Annotated in this window: 13 protein-coding genes; 6 read left to right on the top strand and 7 right to left on the bottom strand. The window is 59.3% G+C overall.

Going from position 1 to position 15,071, the window contains the following annotated elements:
• Window positions 1-68 precede the first annotated feature (68 nt).
• Window positions 69-935 carry a LysR substrate-binding domain-containing protein gene (locus tag J0F90_RS19770; RefSeq protein WP_161781917.1) on the bottom strand — a complete coding sequence of 289 codons (867 nt, stop codon included), beginning with the start codon at window positions 933-935 and terminating at the stop codon, window positions 69-71.
• A gap of 189 nt (window positions 936-1,124) precedes the next feature.
• On the opposite strand from J0F90_RS19770, the gene ycaC reads away from it, so the two are divergent.
• Together ycaC and actS are read left to right on the top strand one after the other, a co-directional pair.
• A complete protein-coding gene (gene ycaC, locus J0F90_RS19765) occupies window positions 1,125-1,754 on the top strand; it encodes an isochorismate family cysteine hydrolase YcaC (RefSeq protein ID WP_016929953.1) in 630 nt (209 codons plus the stop codon).
• Window positions 1,755-1,941: 187 nt separating this feature from the next.
• Window positions 1,942-2,691: an amidase activator ActS gene (gene actS, locus J0F90_RS19760; RefSeq protein WP_028127683.1), complete on the top strand. Its 750-nt coding sequence runs from the start codon at window positions 1,942-1,944 to the stop codon at window positions 2,689-2,691.
• 34 nt (window positions 2,692-2,725) lie between these two features.
• Here the strand turns inward: actS and J0F90_RS19755 are convergent, their stop codons facing one another.
• Window positions 2,726-3,583, bottom strand: a complete 858-nt coding sequence (locus tag J0F90_RS19755) for an AraC family transcriptional regulator (RefSeq protein WP_033639488.1) — start codon at window positions 3,581-3,583, stop codon at window positions 2,726-2,728.
• Window positions 3,584-3,762: 179 nt separating this feature from the next.
• Here J0F90_RS19755 and J0F90_RS19750 point away from each other — a divergent pair, with 179 nt between their 5' ends.
• Window positions 3,763-5,532 carry an ABCB family ABC transporter ATP-binding protein/permease gene (locus tag J0F90_RS19750; RefSeq protein WP_033641359.1) on the top strand — a complete coding sequence of 590 codons (1,770 nt, stop codon included), beginning with the start codon at window positions 3,763-3,765 and terminating at the stop codon, window positions 5,530-5,532.
• Between the two features lie 18 nt (window positions 5,533-5,550).
• On the opposite strand, the gene betI is transcribed toward J0F90_RS19750, so the two are convergent.
• Complete coding sequence (betI, locus tag J0F90_RS19745) at window positions 5,551-6,147, bottom strand: transcriptional regulator BetI (protein WP_033639489.1); 597 nt, start codon at window positions 6,145-6,147, stop codon at window positions 5,551-5,553.
• A 158-nt stretch (window positions 6,148-6,305) separates the two neighbouring features.
• Here betI and J0F90_RS19740 point away from each other — a divergent pair, with 158 nt between their 5' ends.
• Entirely contained in the window at window positions 6,306-7,850 is a 1,545-nt protein-coding gene (locus tag J0F90_RS19740; protein ID WP_033639490.1) for a BCCT family transporter, read from the top strand.
• 6 nt (window positions 7,851-7,856) lie between these two features.
• Here the strand turns inward: J0F90_RS19740 and J0F90_RS19735 are convergent, their stop codons facing one another.
• Both J0F90_RS19735 and J0F90_RS19730 read right to left on the bottom strand, forming a co-directional pair.
• Window positions 7,857-8,288 carry a VOC family protein gene (locus J0F90_RS19735; RefSeq protein ID WP_033639491.1) on the bottom strand — a complete coding sequence of 144 codons (432 nt, stop codon included), beginning with the start codon at window positions 8,286-8,288 and terminating at the stop codon, window positions 7,857-7,859.
• Between the two features lie 158 nt (window positions 8,289-8,446).
• A complete protein-coding gene (locus tag J0F90_RS19730) occupies window positions 8,447-9,364 on the bottom strand; it encodes a TIGR03571 family LLM class oxidoreductase (RefSeq protein WP_004931740.1) in 918 nt (305 codons plus the stop codon).
• Between the two features lie 669 nt (window positions 9,365-10,033).
• On the opposite strand from J0F90_RS19730, the gene J0F90_RS19725 reads away from it, so the two are divergent.
• Together J0F90_RS19725 and J0F90_RS19720 are read left to right on the top strand one after the other, a co-directional pair.
• Window positions 10,034-11,299: an MFS transporter gene (locus J0F90_RS19725; protein WP_042705908.1), complete on the top strand. Its 1,266-nt coding sequence runs from the start codon at window positions 10,034-10,036 to the stop codon at window positions 11,297-11,299.
• Between the two features lie 36 nt (window positions 11,300-11,335).
• Window positions 11,336-12,145 carry a MoaF C-terminal domain-containing protein gene (locus J0F90_RS19720; RefSeq protein WP_016929945.1) on the top strand — a complete coding sequence of 270 codons (810 nt, stop codon included), beginning with the start codon at window positions 11,336-11,338 and terminating at the stop codon, window positions 12,143-12,145.
• A gap of 1 nt (window position 12,146) precedes the next feature.
• On the opposite strand, the gene lldD is transcribed toward J0F90_RS19720, so the two are convergent.
• Together lldD and J0F90_RS19710 are read right to left on the bottom strand one after the other, a co-directional pair.
• Window positions 12,147-13,286, bottom strand: coding sequence for an FMN-dependent L-lactate dehydrogenase LldD (gene lldD / locus J0F90_RS19715; protein ID WP_033632193.1), 1,140 nt, complete (start codon window positions 13,284-13,286; stop codon window positions 12,147-12,149).
• Between the two features lie 42 nt (window positions 13,287-13,328).
• A complete protein-coding gene (locus J0F90_RS19710) occupies window positions 13,329-14,912 on the bottom strand; it encodes an L-lactate permease (RefSeq protein ID WP_033639492.1) in 1,584 nt (527 codons plus the stop codon).
• Window positions 14,913-15,071 lie beyond the last annotated feature (159 nt).

Here is a 15,071-nt window from a genome sequence, read left to right as displayed (position 1 = left end):
TATTATAGTAGTCACTTTTTAATCGCTGCGGTAAATCCGGCGTGGCGTTTATGCTTGGAAGCGGTGTGTTATTCGGCCAGTTCATCAACGATGAAATCAATCAGCGCCCTTACCGAAGGGGGGAGTCCTTGTCTGGAAGGGTAAAACGCGACAATCTTGTGTTGTTCCAATGTCCAGTCGTCGAGCAGCGTTTTCAGGCTGCCGTCGAGCAGTTCCTGGCGGGCTAATTTCAGCGGCAGGCAGCCAACGCCGACGCCTTTTACGATCGATTCCTTGATCAGGCGAATGTCATCGCACACCATGCGCGACTCGTTGTTTATTTTGACTTCGCGATCGGCTTGTTGAAACGTCCAGGCGGCCTGAAGATGGGTCGATAACCACCCGACCGTTGGCAAACTGGAGAGATCTTCGGGCGTATTTATACTTTGGTACTGAATAGCTGCAGAGGGGGCGATCATAAATGCGGTGGGCACAGCGCAAATTCGACGCATCACCAAATTGCTGTTTTTGGGCTCATCGGCGATGAGTTTTAATGAGAGGTCATACCCTTCAGAAATAATATCCACGTTGCGATTAAATATTTTTACATGCAAATTGACCTTGGGATATTGCAGCATGAATCTCGCCAGCACTTCCGTTAGGCCAAGATCCAGGAGAATGTTTGAACAGGTCAGTTTTATTTTTCCAGTGGGTTTTTCGCTTTTGTTAATAATAAGGCATTCCGCTTTCTCTGCGGTGCTAATCATCTGCAGGCAGTACTGAAAATATTCTTTTCCTATATCGGTGACCATAAGGTTTCGCGTTGAGCGCTGAATAAGCCTGACATTAAGCCTTTTTTCCAAATTGGATATTCGTCTTGATAGCGTCGATTTGGGTATACCAAATTTCTTACTGGCGGAAAGAAACCCACCGCATTCAACTACTCTGGCAAACATAACCATCTCATTGAAATCTATCATATAAAATTAACCTTCCCAGTGGTGAAACACTCATTCCCAATAATCGTGCTATTTACCCGGCTGGTTCATTGCTAGCCTGATGTCGGAGCGTTTGAAAGCATGCTACATGCTTGGAATGCATGGGGCGATCGGAATTTGATGATTTTGATGATAAAGGAGAAGGGAATGACTTTTAAATATAACCGATTAGATAAGACACAGGCCGCCGTTTTATTAGTCGATCATCAGACGGGGCTACTGTCCCTGGTTAGAGATCAGGATCCGGATAAATTCAAAAATAATGTTTTGGCGCTGGCCGATCTGGCTAAATACTTCAATTTACCGACGATACTGACCACGAGTTTTGAAAACGGACCGAACGGCCCTTTGGTGCCAGAGCTAAAGCAAACTTTCCCTGACGCCCCCTATATTGCTCGTCCCGGCAACATCAATGCCTGGGATAATGAAGATTTCGTCAAGGCGGTAAAGGCCACGGGCAAGAAACAACTGATCATCGCCGGCGTGGTGACCGAGGTTTGCGTGGCGTTTCCTGCGCTCTCTGCGCTGGAAGAGGGGTATGAGGTTTTCGTCATCACCGACGCATCCGGCACGTTCAATGCGATTACGCGCGATGCGGCTTGGGATCGCATGTCCCAGGCCGGCGCGCAGCTGATGAGTTGGTTTGGCGCGGCGTGCGAATTGCACCGCGATTGGCGAAATGATATCGAAGGGTTGGGGAACCTGTTCTCTCAACATATTCCTGACTATCGCAATCTGATGACCAGCTTCAGTTTGCTGACCTCAGGTAAACAGTAATCCCGGCATCGCTGCATGGTTTGGCGCCTTATGGCGCCATTTTCCTCCCGCCGATCGCGCCGCAGCGGCCTCCGTGCCCGCTGTTTTCCGATAGTTGCCTCTTTCCCGCTTTTTGACTGACCCGGCGCAAATGTTACACTGTGCGGCTGAGGCGTATCAGAACCGAAAAGACGATTGGGGACAGGATTTGAGCACAGGAAGCAAGCTGGCGAGGTGGCGCCGCATCGCGGTGTGTCTGACATTGGGGCTATTGTTGGCCGGGTGTTCGGGTAAAAATACCTACAACCGCGACTACGACAAACTGCCGAAGGGCAGCTACACCGGCAAGTCCTACACCGTCAAACGGGGCGATACGCTGTACTACATCGCCTGGATCACCGACAGCGAAGTCAGCGATCTGGCCAGAATCAACAAGATACGCCCGCCTTATAGCCTGGAAGTGGGGCAAAAGCTGCGGCTGAGCGGCAGCGCGCCGACCAAAACCGCCGCCACGCGCCGTAAAACGTCTTCCTCCGCGATCGCCAAGCAAACGCCGCCGCCGGGCGCCGCCCGCTGTTGGCGCTGGCCGGCCAGCGGCCGGATCGCGCAGGCGTACTCCAATGCCGATGGCGGCAACAAGGGCATCGACATCGCCGGTAAACGCGGCCAGCCGATCTATGCTTCCGCCAAGGGCAAAGTGGTGTACGTCGGCAACCAACTGCGTGGCTACGGCAACCTGATCATGATTAAGCACGGCGAAGACTTTATTACCGCCTACGCGCACAACGACACTACATTGGTGCGCAACGGCCAGGATGTGAAAGCGGGGCAGAAGATTGGCACTATGGGCAGCACCGGCACCGATTCGGTGTTCCTGCATTTCCAGATCCGCTATCGCGCCACCGCGCTCGATCCGCAGCGCTATCTGCCGCCGCAGGGATCGTCGCCGTCCTGTTAACGTCAATCCGGCTCCTTGCGGAGCCGGATGTCAGCTATTTCAGCGGCAGATAAAGATCGGTCACCAGTTCATATTCCGCCACCTCGTGCACGAAGTTGTGGTAGTGGAAATAGAGCGGAAAATCGCGCAGCTCCTCGCCGCTGGCCGGCAACCACTCGCTGTAAAGATAGCGGGCGCTTTCCGAGAGCCCATCCAGCGATCCGAGATGGCGCAGCACCGCACAGCGCCCGGCCGGCAGCGTGCCGTTCACCACGCCGAAGGCGTTGTCCTCCGGGATCGGCACAGTGACCTCGCCGCAAATGAAGAAGCGGAAGTCCTGCGCTTCGGTGGTGGCCGGATCGTGCGGTGCGATACCGTAAGTGCGGCTGCTTCTGACCGGCGACAGGCCACTGGTTTTGCGCCACTCGATAAAGCGTGCGGCGGTTTCGTTGACCAGCGCGGACGGGCCGCGATGTTCGATCATCGCCACCGGCGTGGCCGGGAAGTCGACAATGTCTACTTTCATGGGTTGTTTCCTTTTGTGTTTCGGCTCGGGAAAGCGCTGCTGCCAATCGATCCAGGCCGGCCGTTTGCGAAACTGGCTTGGCGTTTGGCTGAACGCCTGTTTGAAGGCGCGGCTGAAGGACTCCGGGTTTTGAAAACCGGCGTCCAGCGCGATGTCAATCACCGGCTCCAGCGGGTTATACGCCAGGCGGTACGAGGCGCGTTTGAGCCTCATCCACTGGATATAACGCCACACCGAGATGCCACAATACGCGCTAAACTGGCGTTGAAAGTGAAAGCGCGAAAAGTGGGCCACTTCGCTCAGTTTTTCGACGGTGAGCGCCTCGTCCAGGTGGCGGTCGATATAGTCAAAGACCAGCGCAAAGCGCTTTGCATACGTCTGGGTCATGTGATTGTCTCCTCCATGCCTGAACTTTGCCCGAGCCGCCGCCGCTTCTCCTGACGGATGATGCTGAGTTGTCGCCGCAGGAAAATGGGAGGGGGCGGCGTTCGCCGTCGGCCAGGCCAAACTCATAACCCCGCGCGGCTGTGCGCCGCGATCCCGATCGAGAAGATGAATATTACATGATGGATCGTTCCCGTTTGCTGAAATTCCTGCTGCCCTATCTGTGGCCGAAAGACAACCCGCGGCTGCGGGGGTATCTGGTAGTGGCCTTCGTGTTCATGGTGGCGGCCAAGGTCAGCACCACGCTGGTGCCGCTGGCTTATAAAGCGATGGTCGATGCGCTGAGCGGCGAGACGGCGAAAATGCTGGCGGTGCCGCTTGGGCTGATCGTCGCCTACGGCGTGGCGCGGGTGGGCGGCGCGCTGTTTGAGGAACTGCGCAACGTGATGTTTATCCACGTCAGCCAGAACGCCACGCGCCTGTTGGGCGTGCGGGTGTTCCGCCAGCTGCATGCGCTGAGCCTGCGTTTCCATCTGGAGCGCCAGACCGGCGGATTGTCGCTGTCCATCGAGCGCGGCACTCAGGCGGTGTCCACGGTGCTGTCGCGGCTGCTGTTCTCCATCGTGCCGATCCTGTTCGAGCTGACGCTGGTCACGGCGATCATGTGGCATATGCTGAACGGCTGGTTCGCGCTGGCGATCCTGACGACGGTCGGCTGCTACATCCTGTTCACCGTGTTGGCGGTCAGCTGGCGCACCCGCTTTCGCCGCGAGCTCAACAAGGCCAACGCCGACGCCAACAGCAAATCCATCGACAGCCTGCTGAACTATGAGACCGTGAAGTACTTCGGCAATGAAGAGTTCGAGGCCGAGCGTTTCGACCTCTCGCGCCGGCTGTACGAATACGCCGCCATCAAGAACCAATTCAGTTTTACGGCGATCAACCTGGGGCAAACCGCCATTATTTCGATCGGACTGATCGTGATGATGACCATGGCGGCGCAGGGCATTACGCAGGGGACGATGACGGTCGGCGACTTCGTGCTGGTCAATGCCTATCTGCTGCAGCTGTATCAGCCGCTGAACTTCTTCGGCTTTATTTATTCCGAGGTGCGCCAGGCGCTGATCGACATGGAGAACATGTTCGATCTGCTGCAGGAACCGCGTGAGATCGTCGATAGCCCGGATGCGCAGCCGCTGCGCCTCGATCGCGGCGAAGTGAAGTTCGACGCGGTCAGCTTCGGTTACGACACGCGTCGGCCGATCCTCAAGCAGGTGAGCTTTACCATTCCGGCGGGCCACACGGTGGCGGTGGTCGGCGCCTCCGGCGCGGGCAAGTCCACGCTGTCGCGCCTGCTGTTTCGCTTTTACGACGTGCAGGGGGGCGCCATTACCCTCGACGGCCAGGACATTCGCCAACTGACCCAGGCCAGCCTGCGGCAGGCGATCGGCATCGTGCCGCAGGATACGGTGCTGTTCAACGATACGTTGCGTTATAACATCGGTTACGGCAAAACCGGCTCCAGCGATGAAGAAATCGAGCGGGCGGCGCGGCTGGCGCATATCCATGATTTTATCGTCGGTCTGCCCGACGGTTACGACACCCGGGTGGGTGAGCGCGGGCTGAAGCTGTCGGGCGGGGAAAAGCAGCGGGTGGCGATTGCTCGCACCATTCTGAAAAATCCGGCCATCCTGGTGTTTGACGAGGCGACCAGCGCGTTGGATACCCAGACCGAGCGCGAAATCCAGGGGCACCTGCGCGAGGTGAGCCGCAACCACACCACGCTGGTGATCGCTCATCGGCTCTCCACCGTGGTGGACGCCGATGAAATTATCGTGCTGGAGGCGGGGGAGATCGTCGAGCGCGGGGGGCACGAGGCGTTGCTGGCCGCGAACGGCCGCTACGCCGCCATGTGGCAAACCCAGTACAGTGAAGAGCAGGAACCGCACTGATGGAGCCGCCGTTCACGTTCACCCCTGCTGCTGGGCGGCGTTGAGCCGCTGCGCCACGTAGTCGCAGGCGATGCGGCAGTCCTGTTTTAGGTCTGTCTCGTCGCCGGCCAGGCTGCCGCGCAGCCAAAGCCCATCGATCATCGCCGCCAGCCCGCGCGCCGCGTCGCGCGCCTGCTGCAGCGGCAGCTCGCGGCGGAACTGGCTGCAAATATTGGAATAGAGCCGCCGATCGTTGGCGCGCTGCAGGCGGCGCAGCACCGGCTGATGCATGCTGGCGGCCCAGAAGTCGAGCCAGGCGCGCATGGACACGGCGTTGGTTTGGCTGGGGTGGAAGTTGCCCTGGATAATGGCGAACAGCTGTGACTGGCTGTCGCTCGCCGCTTGCGCGCGGCACTCGGCCACCGCGTCGCGCAGATCGCGCAGGATCTTGCGCATGGTGGCGCTCAGCAACCCCTCTTTATCGCCAAAATAGTGGCTGACGATGCCGGTCGACAGCCCGGCTTCTTTCGCGACCTGAGAGAGAGTGACGCCGGCCAGCCCGACGACGTTTATGGTCTCGAAGGCGGCGTTAATCAACTGCTCCTTACGCTGCTCAGGAATGTCTCTGCGGTACATATTTTCCCCAACTGATAGGCAAATCACACTTTGAATTTGATTGATTGAACGGTCAATCAATACTCTATATGCTGCGAAAATGTCAAATAAATGACGATAGAATGTTAATTAAAAGTTGCATTTAAATCGTCTGTCTTTCGCATCATGGAAGCCTGCCAATGACAACAAAAACTCCTCCATCGCTTGACGAAGAACCTGTCAGATTGAATGTTCCGGTATTTTTCGGCTCGGCGGCGGTGATCCTGCTGCTGGGATCGCTGGTCGTGCTGTTTCCCGCTGCCAGCAAACAGTGGTTGAACGCCGCGCAAAGCTGGGTCGCCGACGTGTTCGGCTGGTACTACATGCTGTTGATGGTCGCCTGCATGGTGTTCGTCTTCTGGCTGGCGCTGTCGCGCTTCGGCCATATTCGCCTCAGCCAGGATGACGAACCGCCGCAGTTCAGCTATCCCTCGTGGGTGGCGATGCTGTTCTCGTCGGGCATCGGCATTGCGCTGGTGTACTACGGCGCCTACGAACCGCTGGATCACTTCCTGTCGCCACCGGAAGGCAGCGGCGGCACCGTGCAGGCGGCGCGGCAGGCGATGGCGCTCACCTTTTTGCACTGGGGGCTGCACGGTTGGGCGCTGTATGCGCTGATCGCCACCGCGCTGGCCTATTTCGCCTATTGCCGCGGCCTGCCGTTGGCGCTGCGCTCTGCGTTATACCCGATCTTCGGCGAGCGCATCCACGGCGGCGCCGGCCATCTGGTGGACAGTTTCGGCATTCTGGTGACGGTGATTTCGATGGTGACCAACCTGGGGATCGGCGCGCTGCTGGTGAACTCGGGGCTGTTTTATCTGTTCGACATTCCGCAAAGCACCGGCGTGCTGCTGGCGCTGATCGTGGTGATGATGGTGGTGGCCACGCTGGCGGCGGTCACCGGCGTCGAGAAGGGCATTGCCATGCTGTCGAACATCAACGTCGGCTTCCTGTGCCTGTTGCTGCTGTTCGTGTTTCTGGCCGGCCCGACGCTGAATCTGCTCAACGGCATGTTGCAGAACCTCGGTGATTATCTCACTTCGCTGGTCAGCCGCAGCTTCGATATGTATTTGTACGGCAAGGCGCGCCAGTGGCAGGGCGCCTGGACGTTATTCTATTGGGCCTGGTGGGTGGCGTGGGCGCCGTTTGTCGGGCTGTTCATCGCGCGCATCTCCAAAGGGCGCACCATTCGTGAACTGATCTTCGGCGTGTTGCTGATCCCGTTGGGCTTCACGCTGGCGTGGCTGTCGATCTTCGGCAATACCGCCATCAGCCTGGTGTTGGAAGGCGGGCAGGCGATCCTCGGGCAGGTGGCGCAAAGCGATCCGCCGATGGCGGTGTTCAAGCTGTTCGAATACCTGCCCTATACCCAGCTGACCGCCGGTTTTGTGGTGGCGATCAGTTTCGTGCTGTTCCTGACGCCGGTCGATTCCGGCACGCTGATGATAGCGAACCTCTCCTGCCAGGGCGGTTCCGCCCACGATGACGCGCCGGCCTGGCTGCGGGTATTTTGGGCGGCGGTCACCACGTTGATCTGCGCCGGGTTGCTGTACGCCGGCAGTTTCAGCGCGATGCAGACTGCGGTGGTGCTGTGCGGCCTGCCGTTCTCGGCGGTGATCGTGTTGTACATGGTCAGCCTGCGCAAGGATCTGCGCGGTTACGCCATGACGCCGGCGCTCCCCTGAGGCGGTTTATTCGTCCGTGCGCGGCCGGTGATGCACGTATTCGATAATCGTGCCGTCCGGCAGGCGGGCATTGAAACAGGCGCCGGTGGGCACTTCCACCGGGCCAAAGAAGATATCGGCTCCGGCGGCCAGCAGCCGCTGATGGTAGGGATAAATGTCATCGACCAGCAGCGTGCCGACGGTGCTGCGGAAAGGGCGCAGGCTTTCTTCCGAGCCTTCCAGGATCAGAAACGGCCCCACCGCCGCCAGCACCAGCCGATGCGCGGGAAAGTCGAAACGCATATCCGCTTCCACGCCGTGCAGCTGCTCGTAAAACGCGATGGCGCGGTCAATTTCACCTTCGTTGACGTAGACCCGGATCAGCACGCGCGGCTCGCGCAGCGATGAAGAGTCGGCGGTTTTGCGCCAAAAGCCTGCTTCTGTCAGTTTTGCCGTCATTGCTCATTCCTCATGGTGGCTCGTTTCCCCGTCATCATGCCGCCGTTTGGCTGCAGGGATTAGACTGAGTTGCTATGAAATAGCAGCGGCGGAAATAAAAAAGCCCCGGTAACGGGGCAAAGACCAGCTCAGGTCGGAATAGCGGGCTAAAGCGGGCGTCAGGCGCGATGGAATTCCGGCAACACCAGTTGACCGATCTCCTGCATCGTCTCTTCCAGCGGCCGCTGGTTGCGGCGGAAATGCAGGCCGATGTGGTTGACTCCGGCGTCACGCATGGCGCTCAGTTCCTGAATCAATCCATTACGGCCGCTCTTGATGCCGAAGCGATGGCGCTGAATCGGCGCGTCGGCGTTATCGGTGAGGTCGAGATGAATAAAGCTGACGTAAGGCTTGTCACCGGCTACGTTGCGCCAGAGTTTGACTCGCGAAACGTGGTCCGCAGGCGTGCCGGGATACGACAGCCAGCCATCCATATTTTTGCCCACCCACTCGGGCGTTTGCTGCGCCAACCCGGCGACCAGCAGCGGCGGCGGCGGCGTGGCCGGCAGCAGGCGCAATCCAGGCTGGAGCGCGCTGTCGGCTTCCCCTTTGAGAATGCCGACGCTGGTGCGGAAGTTTTCACCGCGCGCGGCGTAATCGGCGCCGAACAGCGGGTACTCCACGGGGCGATCGCCGCTGGCGACGCCGAGCAGCAGACGATCGCCGCTCAGCGTTTGCAGCGTGGAAGCCGCTTTGCGCACCAGCCACGGCTGGCGCAGCGGCAGCACCACGGCCGCGGTGCCCAGCAGAATATTGCGCGTCAGGCTGGACAGGTAGCCGAGGTAGGTAAAGGTCTCAAACACCTGCGCGGCGTCGCCGAAGTCCGGATCGTACAGCGGCACGTCGCGAACCCAGGCGGCGCGAAAGCCGAGCTCATCGGCCAGCTTGATGCGCGCAGCGTGTTCGCTCATGTCCGGCACGCCGAACGGTCGCCCGTCCTGCTGGCGTTTCAGCTGCCCGCTGGTGGACCAATCGTTGTCCAGCGGCAACTCGATGCCGATGGAAAGCGGCTCCCGGGTTAGTCTTTCGATGCTCATGTGTCACTCCGTCTCAGGCCTTGCGGCGCGGTGTCGAACGATGGCCCGAAGTGTTGCATGGCGCTAAATTGAGATAAACAGCCCTAATCGCAATAGATAATTGCTGTTGCGAGCATAATTGCTTTGCAGGATACGGCATGATTGCCGTGATTTACGTCACGCTCTGCGCTTTTGCTATTGTCCAGATAAAATTATGTAACCCTGCCAATAGCCTTTCCCTCATAAGAGTTAGTTTGTTGTGCGGCAATAAAATAAAACGAAATGATTCAATAGATAAAAGTAAAACTGAATATTCCCCAGCGTTCATTCAATACGGATAAAAAATTAATAAGCCTGAAGAGTGATCGTTGAGATTATTCGCAAATGGCGTGGGAATAGGCATTTTTAACCGAAGAAAAATACCCGTTATTATTTTATTGTCTGTAAAAACAGAGGGGTAAAATATATTTTTGTGATAATGCGATTTTGAAATAGTACCGAATAAAAACTTCATTCGTCTCTAAGAAAGCGCCGGTTGACAGACCGCCGGCTTACGATAATTTTATGTCATTAACATGTTAATGAGTTGTTGTCGTGACGGAGGGCCAATATCTCTCTTGGCCGTGCGCTTAACACACTTATGCCATGGCGGCTTGCCATTCATAAGTTAACTTATGGACACATGACGCTATGAATACATCGCCAGAGACTCGCAGCGCATTAAGTGAAGAGAACCGGTTGCTGATTATTTTATTTTTCGTTTTCGGCTGCGTGTTCGTCGATCGTCTGACCATCTCGTTTCTGTTTCCGATGATTGCCGCCGACCTCAAGCTCAGCAACGTGCATCTCGGCACCCTGTCGGCGGTGCTGGCGTTAACCTGGGCGCTGTCTGGCGCCGGGCTGGGGGCGATAGCCGATCGTTTTAATATCCGTAAACCGATGCTGATCTTGTCGATCCTGGTGTTTTCGCTGTTCTCCGCGCTGTCGGGGTTGGTCAGCGGCTTTGCCATGCTATTGATCTTCCGAGCGTTGATGGGGATCGCCGAAGGGCCGGTATTGCCGATCGCACAGTCGTTGATGGTGGAAAAATCGCAGCCGCAGCGCCGCGGTTTCAACATGGGATTGATTCAGGGCGCGGCGCCGGGGCTGCTGGGCGGCATTATCGCGCCGCCGCTGATCATCTATCTGGCGCAGAAGTGGGGCTGGAGCATGGCGTTTCACCTGACCGCCGTGCCGGGCGTCATTCTGGCGTGGCTGATCTATCGCTATGTGAACGGCAAGAAGGATCCCGCTTTCAGCGCCGCGCCGGCGGCCGACAAGGCGGCGAACAAAGGTGCTTACGGCGAGCTGTTCAAAATCAAGAACGTGGCGCTGTGCATTCTAATCTCCTGTGTGTTCGTCACCTGGTTCATGATCATCATTACCTTCACCCCCAACTTTTTGGTGACCGACCGCGGCTTCGGCGAAGGCACGATGGGCGGCATCATGAGCGCCATCGGCGCCGCTTGGGTATTCTGGGGCGTGGCGGTGCCGGCGATCTCCGATCGCTTCGGCCGCAAGCCGACGCTGATCTTCTTTTCGCTGCTGGCGGTGTGCTGCCCGCTGTTTCTGAGCTACGTCGATAATCCGTGGCTGCTGGGCGTGCTGGTGTTCCTGTCTTATACCGGCCTTGGCTGTTTCACGCTGTTTATGGCCACCATCCCGTCTGAAACGGTGTCGCCGGCCCGCATCGCTACCGCGTTGGGGCTGGTGATGGGGATTGGCGAGGTGATTGGCGGCTGCCTGGCGCCGTTTATCGCCGGGCTGATCGCCGATCGCTACGGGCTGGTCAGCGTGATGTGGCTCGCGGCCGCCGGCGCCGTGTGCGCCGGGGTACTGAGTTGTTTTCTCGATGAAACCGCCCCTGCCGTGGTGAACCGCCGAGCGGTGAAACCGGCGGGCGTCGCTGACGTCTGAGGCGATTTTCATCCCATTCAATCAAGGAGAGCGAAGATGTCAGCAGAACCATCCGTACTGAATCAAAATGCCGAACCGGACTGGAAGAATTACGACGATTTCGCGCGCGGCATCGACACCAACCGGCTGCCGGGCACTCAGGACTGGCGCGGCAAAACGTTGCAGATCGCCTTTGAAGGCGGCGGGGAAATCACGCTGCGTTTCAGCGCCGATCGGCAGCGGGTGCTGTGGGCCTGGGGCGGGGAGAGCGGCGAGGACGCTTACGAAGAGGTGCAAACCTCCGCCGCGCGCTATTTCTTCAATATTCCGCTGCAGACGCCGGGCAACGAATGCCTGACGCTGGTGCTCAACCGCGACAGCGGCCGGGCGCTGCTGGTGCGCAGCACGTTGCTGCCCGAGCAAACGGTGGAAAAGGGATCCCGCCTCAAGCAAAGCTTCCACGTTGGGCAGATTGCCGGCGTCACGCCGGGCGGCGTCGCGCCGCATCTGACCCGCGAGCTGATCGGTTATCGCACGCTGAATGTCTACAGCCCCAACCACTATTACGAACACTTCTACGTCAACACCGAGCGCTACGCCTGGCAAAACCTGCGCGGCGAACAATTCGGCCACGGCGACATGGACTACGCCACTTACTACAAGTTTGAGGACGAGATGTTCCTGTTCACCTTCCGGGAAAAGATTATCCCGGTGTGCTCGGTGTTCTTCTTCGACTTTGTCTCCGGGCGCTGCACCGGCACCTTCCTCGGGTTGGACGCCGCCGGCCGGGTGTTGGTGTCACCGGCCGGGGCGTTCATCAGCAAGATGAGCTACAACGCCTACCCGGAAGGGGTACAGCCGCTTTGATTCAGGCGTTTCTGACCAGCGATCCGGCGTTGATCTCCGCAATGGTTTTCGCGCCGGTGAGCGTCATGGCGACGCGCATCTCTTTGTCGATCAGATCCAGCAAGTTAGCCACCCCGGCTTCGCCGGCCGCCGCCAGCGCATAGACGAAGGCGCGCCCCAGCAGCACGCTGTCGGCGCCCAGCGCGATCATGCGCACCACGTCCAGGCCACTGCGGATGCCGGAGTCGGCCAGCAGGGTGATGTCGCCTTTCACCGCGTCGGCGATCGCCGGCATGGCGCGCGCGGTCGACAGCACGCCGTCCAGTTGGCGGCCGCCGTGGTTGGAGACGATGATGCCATCGGCGCCGAAGCGCACCGCGTCTTTGGCGTCTTCCGGATCCAGAATGCCTTTGATGATCATCGGGCCGTCCCAGAACTCGCGGATCCACTCCAGATCTTTCCAGGAAATCGACGGATCGAAGTTGGCGCCCAGCCAGCCGATGTAATCTTCCAGGCTGGTCGGTTTACCGCGGTAGGCCGAGACGTTGCCCAGATCGTGCGGCTTGCCGAACAGGCCGACATCCCAGGCCCACTGCGGATGGGTAAACGCCTGCAGCACGCGGCGCAGGGCGGCGTTGGGGCCGCTCATCCCCGAGTGGGCGTCGCGGTAACGGGCGCCGGGCACCGGCATGTCGACGGTAAACACCAGCGTTTTCACGCCGGCGGCTTTGGCGCGCTCCAGCGCGTTGCGCATAAAGCCGCGATCTTTCAGCACGTAGAGCTGGAACCACATCGGCCGATCGATCGCCGGCGCCACCTCTTCGATCGGGCAGACCGACACGGTGGACAGCGTGAACGGGATGCCTTTTTTGGCCGCGGCGCGCGCGGCCTGCACTTCGCCGCGGCGGGCGTACATGCCGGTCAGCCCCACCGGCCCCAGCGCCACCGGCATCGCCAGCTGCTCGCCGAACAACGTAGTCTCCAGGCTGAGTTCGGACATATTGCGCAGCACGCGCTGGCGCAAGGCAATATCGGCCAGATCTGCGGTATTGCGCTTCAGCGTATGCTCCGCGTAGGCCCCGCCGTCGATATAGTGAAACAGAAACGGCGGCAGTTTGGCCTGGGCGGCGGCCCGGTAGTCGGTTGACGCGGAGATGATCATAGTGTTTACCTTCTTGTCTTGCTTGCGATAACGAGTGTTCGGTCAGAGCGTGAGGATCGTTGCCATACCGGCCGCAATCCCGCCGTACGCCAGCATCGGCAGTACGGTCCTTCTGATGATTTTGCCTTCGGCGTTGCCGATCCCGAGGATCGAACAGACCGCGATAATGTTGTTCAGGCACACCATGTTGCCCATGGCGCCGCCGACGGACTGCAATGCCAGCGTCAGGTTGACATCAAGACCGCTGCTCTGGGCGATCGACTGCTGAATGCCGCCGAACGTCAGGTTCGAAACGGTATTGGAGCCGGAGAAGAACGAGCCCAACGCGCCGAGGAACGACGAGAACAGCAGCCAGCTGTCGCCGGTCAGCGCCGCCAGCGCTTTACCGATCAGGATCACCGGCGCGTTGTCGTCGCCCTGCATCATCAGGTTAACCATCACCAGCGCGCCGAACAGGGCGATAAAGGGCCGCGCGATGCGCCCGCCGGTTTCGCTGAACATTTGCCGCACCTGGCCGCCATTCAGACGGAACAGCGGAATACACAGCAGCACCACCAACAGGAACGGGATCAGCGCCGGGACATACAGCGTTTTGTAGCCGGCGGCGGCGGCGGTGCCCAGCACCTGCTGCAGTTCGACGATCAGCGCCCGGCTGATGCGCAGCTCCCCGAGCCAGCCGAGGTTTTCCTGCCACAGCAGCGCGGTGTTGTTGAGCAGCGCCTTGAGGCCCAACTGGTGGACGCGCGTCACTATCAGAATAGCAATCAGCAGCAGGGTCGGGGTCATGGCCTTGACCACCTGCATGAACGGCACCGCCTGCGCGGCGCTCTGCGGTTTGTCGCCGCGGGCGAGGCCGATGCCACCGCGCGCCAGCAGCACCGACAGCGCCAGGCCGATCGCGCCGCCGACCAGCGCCGGGAACTCATAGTTCACCTGGGCCAGCAGCAGATAGGGCAGGGTGCAGCTCAGCACGCTGAGCAGGATAAACGGCAGGTTGCGGCGGATATCCTGCCAGGAAACGATAAAGCGCAGCGCCAGCAGAGGAATGACGAAGCCGGCGACAACGTGGATCAGCGCGGTTTGCCGGCCGATCTCCAGCAGGCTGGCGTCCGACAGGCCGAGGTTGGCAAAGCCGAACCAGGTGGGGGTGCCTACGGCGCCGAAGGAGACCGGCACCGAGTTCATCACCAGCGTCAGCAGGGCGACGCGCAGCGGGTTGAAGCCCAGCCCGACCAGAATCGGCGCGGCGATGGCGGCCGGTGTGCCGAAGCCGCTGGCGCCCTCGATCATAAAGGCGAATGCCCAGCCGATAATCATCAGTTGGGCCACGGGATTGGGGCTGATGGTTTCCAGCCAGCGGCGCACCACGTTTTCCGCGCCGCTTACCTGCATCAGTTTGTTGAGCAGGATGGCGCCGGCAATGATGGTGATCGGCGTCAGCGTCGACACCAGCGCGGTGATGATATTGGCATGCAGCAGCCGCAGCGAGGCATCGAACCACAGGAGCTGTACGGCATACACCACGGCGGCCGTCAGCGGCAGGGCGAGGTAAGAGGGCACGCCATTCCTTTTGGTCATCATCCAAATCAGCAGGATGATGGGCGCAATACTGAAAAGCAGGGGCATAAGATCCTCAGGGTTATTATTTTTATGGGCAGAGAGATGTAGCTGAAAGGTTAATTACCGCAACATTTTCATTCTAATCACAACGTTGGCGATGATGCCATGCGGTAATTTTTTAACATCGGCGAACGGCGTCGGCGCAGGGAAAAACGCCGGTAGAAG

This window comes from Serratia marcescens subsp. marcescens ATCC 13880 (genome assembly GCF_017299535.1).
In the GTDB taxonomy this organism is placed as follows: Bacteria; Pseudomonadota; Gammaproteobacteria; order Enterobacterales; family Enterobacteriaceae; genus Serratia; species Serratia marcescens.
Note: the sequence above shows the minus strand (reverse complement) of the source record. Positions and strands in the feature narration are given on the sequence as shown.

Coding starts and splice junctions, on each gene's coding strand:
- J0F90_RS19770 (WP_161781917.1), bottom strand. CDS start 935: ATGTTTGCCAGAGTAGTTGAATGCGGTGGGTTTCTTTCCGCCAGTAAG.
- ycaC (WP_016929953.1), top strand. CDS start 1,125: ATGACTTTTAAATATAACCGATTAGATAAGACACAGGCCGCCGTTTTA.
- J0F90_RS19755 (WP_033639488.1), bottom strand. CDS start 3,583: ATGACCCAGACGTATGCAAAGCGCTTTGCGCTGGTCTTTGACTATATC.
- J0F90_RS19750 (WP_033641359.1), top strand. CDS start 3,763: ATGGATCGTTCCCGTTTGCTGAAATTCCTGCTGCCCTATCTGTGGCCG.
- betI (WP_033639489.1), bottom strand. CDS start 6,147: ATGTACCGCAGAGACATTCCTGAGCAGCGTAAGGAGCAGTTGATTAAC.
- J0F90_RS19740 (WP_033639490.1), top strand. CDS start 6,306: ATGACAACAAAAACTCCTCCATCGCTTGACGAAGAACCTGTCAGATTG.
- J0F90_RS19735 (WP_033639491.1), bottom strand. CDS start 8,288: ATGACGGCAAAACTGACAGAAGCAGGCTTTTGGCGCAAAACCGCCGAC.
- J0F90_RS19730 (WP_004931740.1), bottom strand. CDS start 9,364: ATGAGCATCGAAAGACTAACCCGGGAGCCGCTTTCCATCGGCATCGAG.
- J0F90_RS19725 (WP_042705908.1), top strand. CDS start 10,034: ATGAATACATCGCCAGAGACTCGCAGCGCATTAAGTGAAGAGAACCGG.
- J0F90_RS19720 (WP_016929945.1), top strand. CDS start 11,336: ATGTCAGCAGAACCATCCGTACTGAATCAAAATGCCGAACCGGACTGG.
- lldD (WP_033632193.1), bottom strand. CDS start 13,286: ATGATCATCTCCGCGTCAACCGACTACCGGGCCGCCGCCCAGGCCAAA.
- J0F90_RS19710 (WP_033639492.1), bottom strand. CDS start 14,912: ATGCCCCTGCTTTTCAGTATTGCGCCCATCATCCTGCTGATTTGGATG.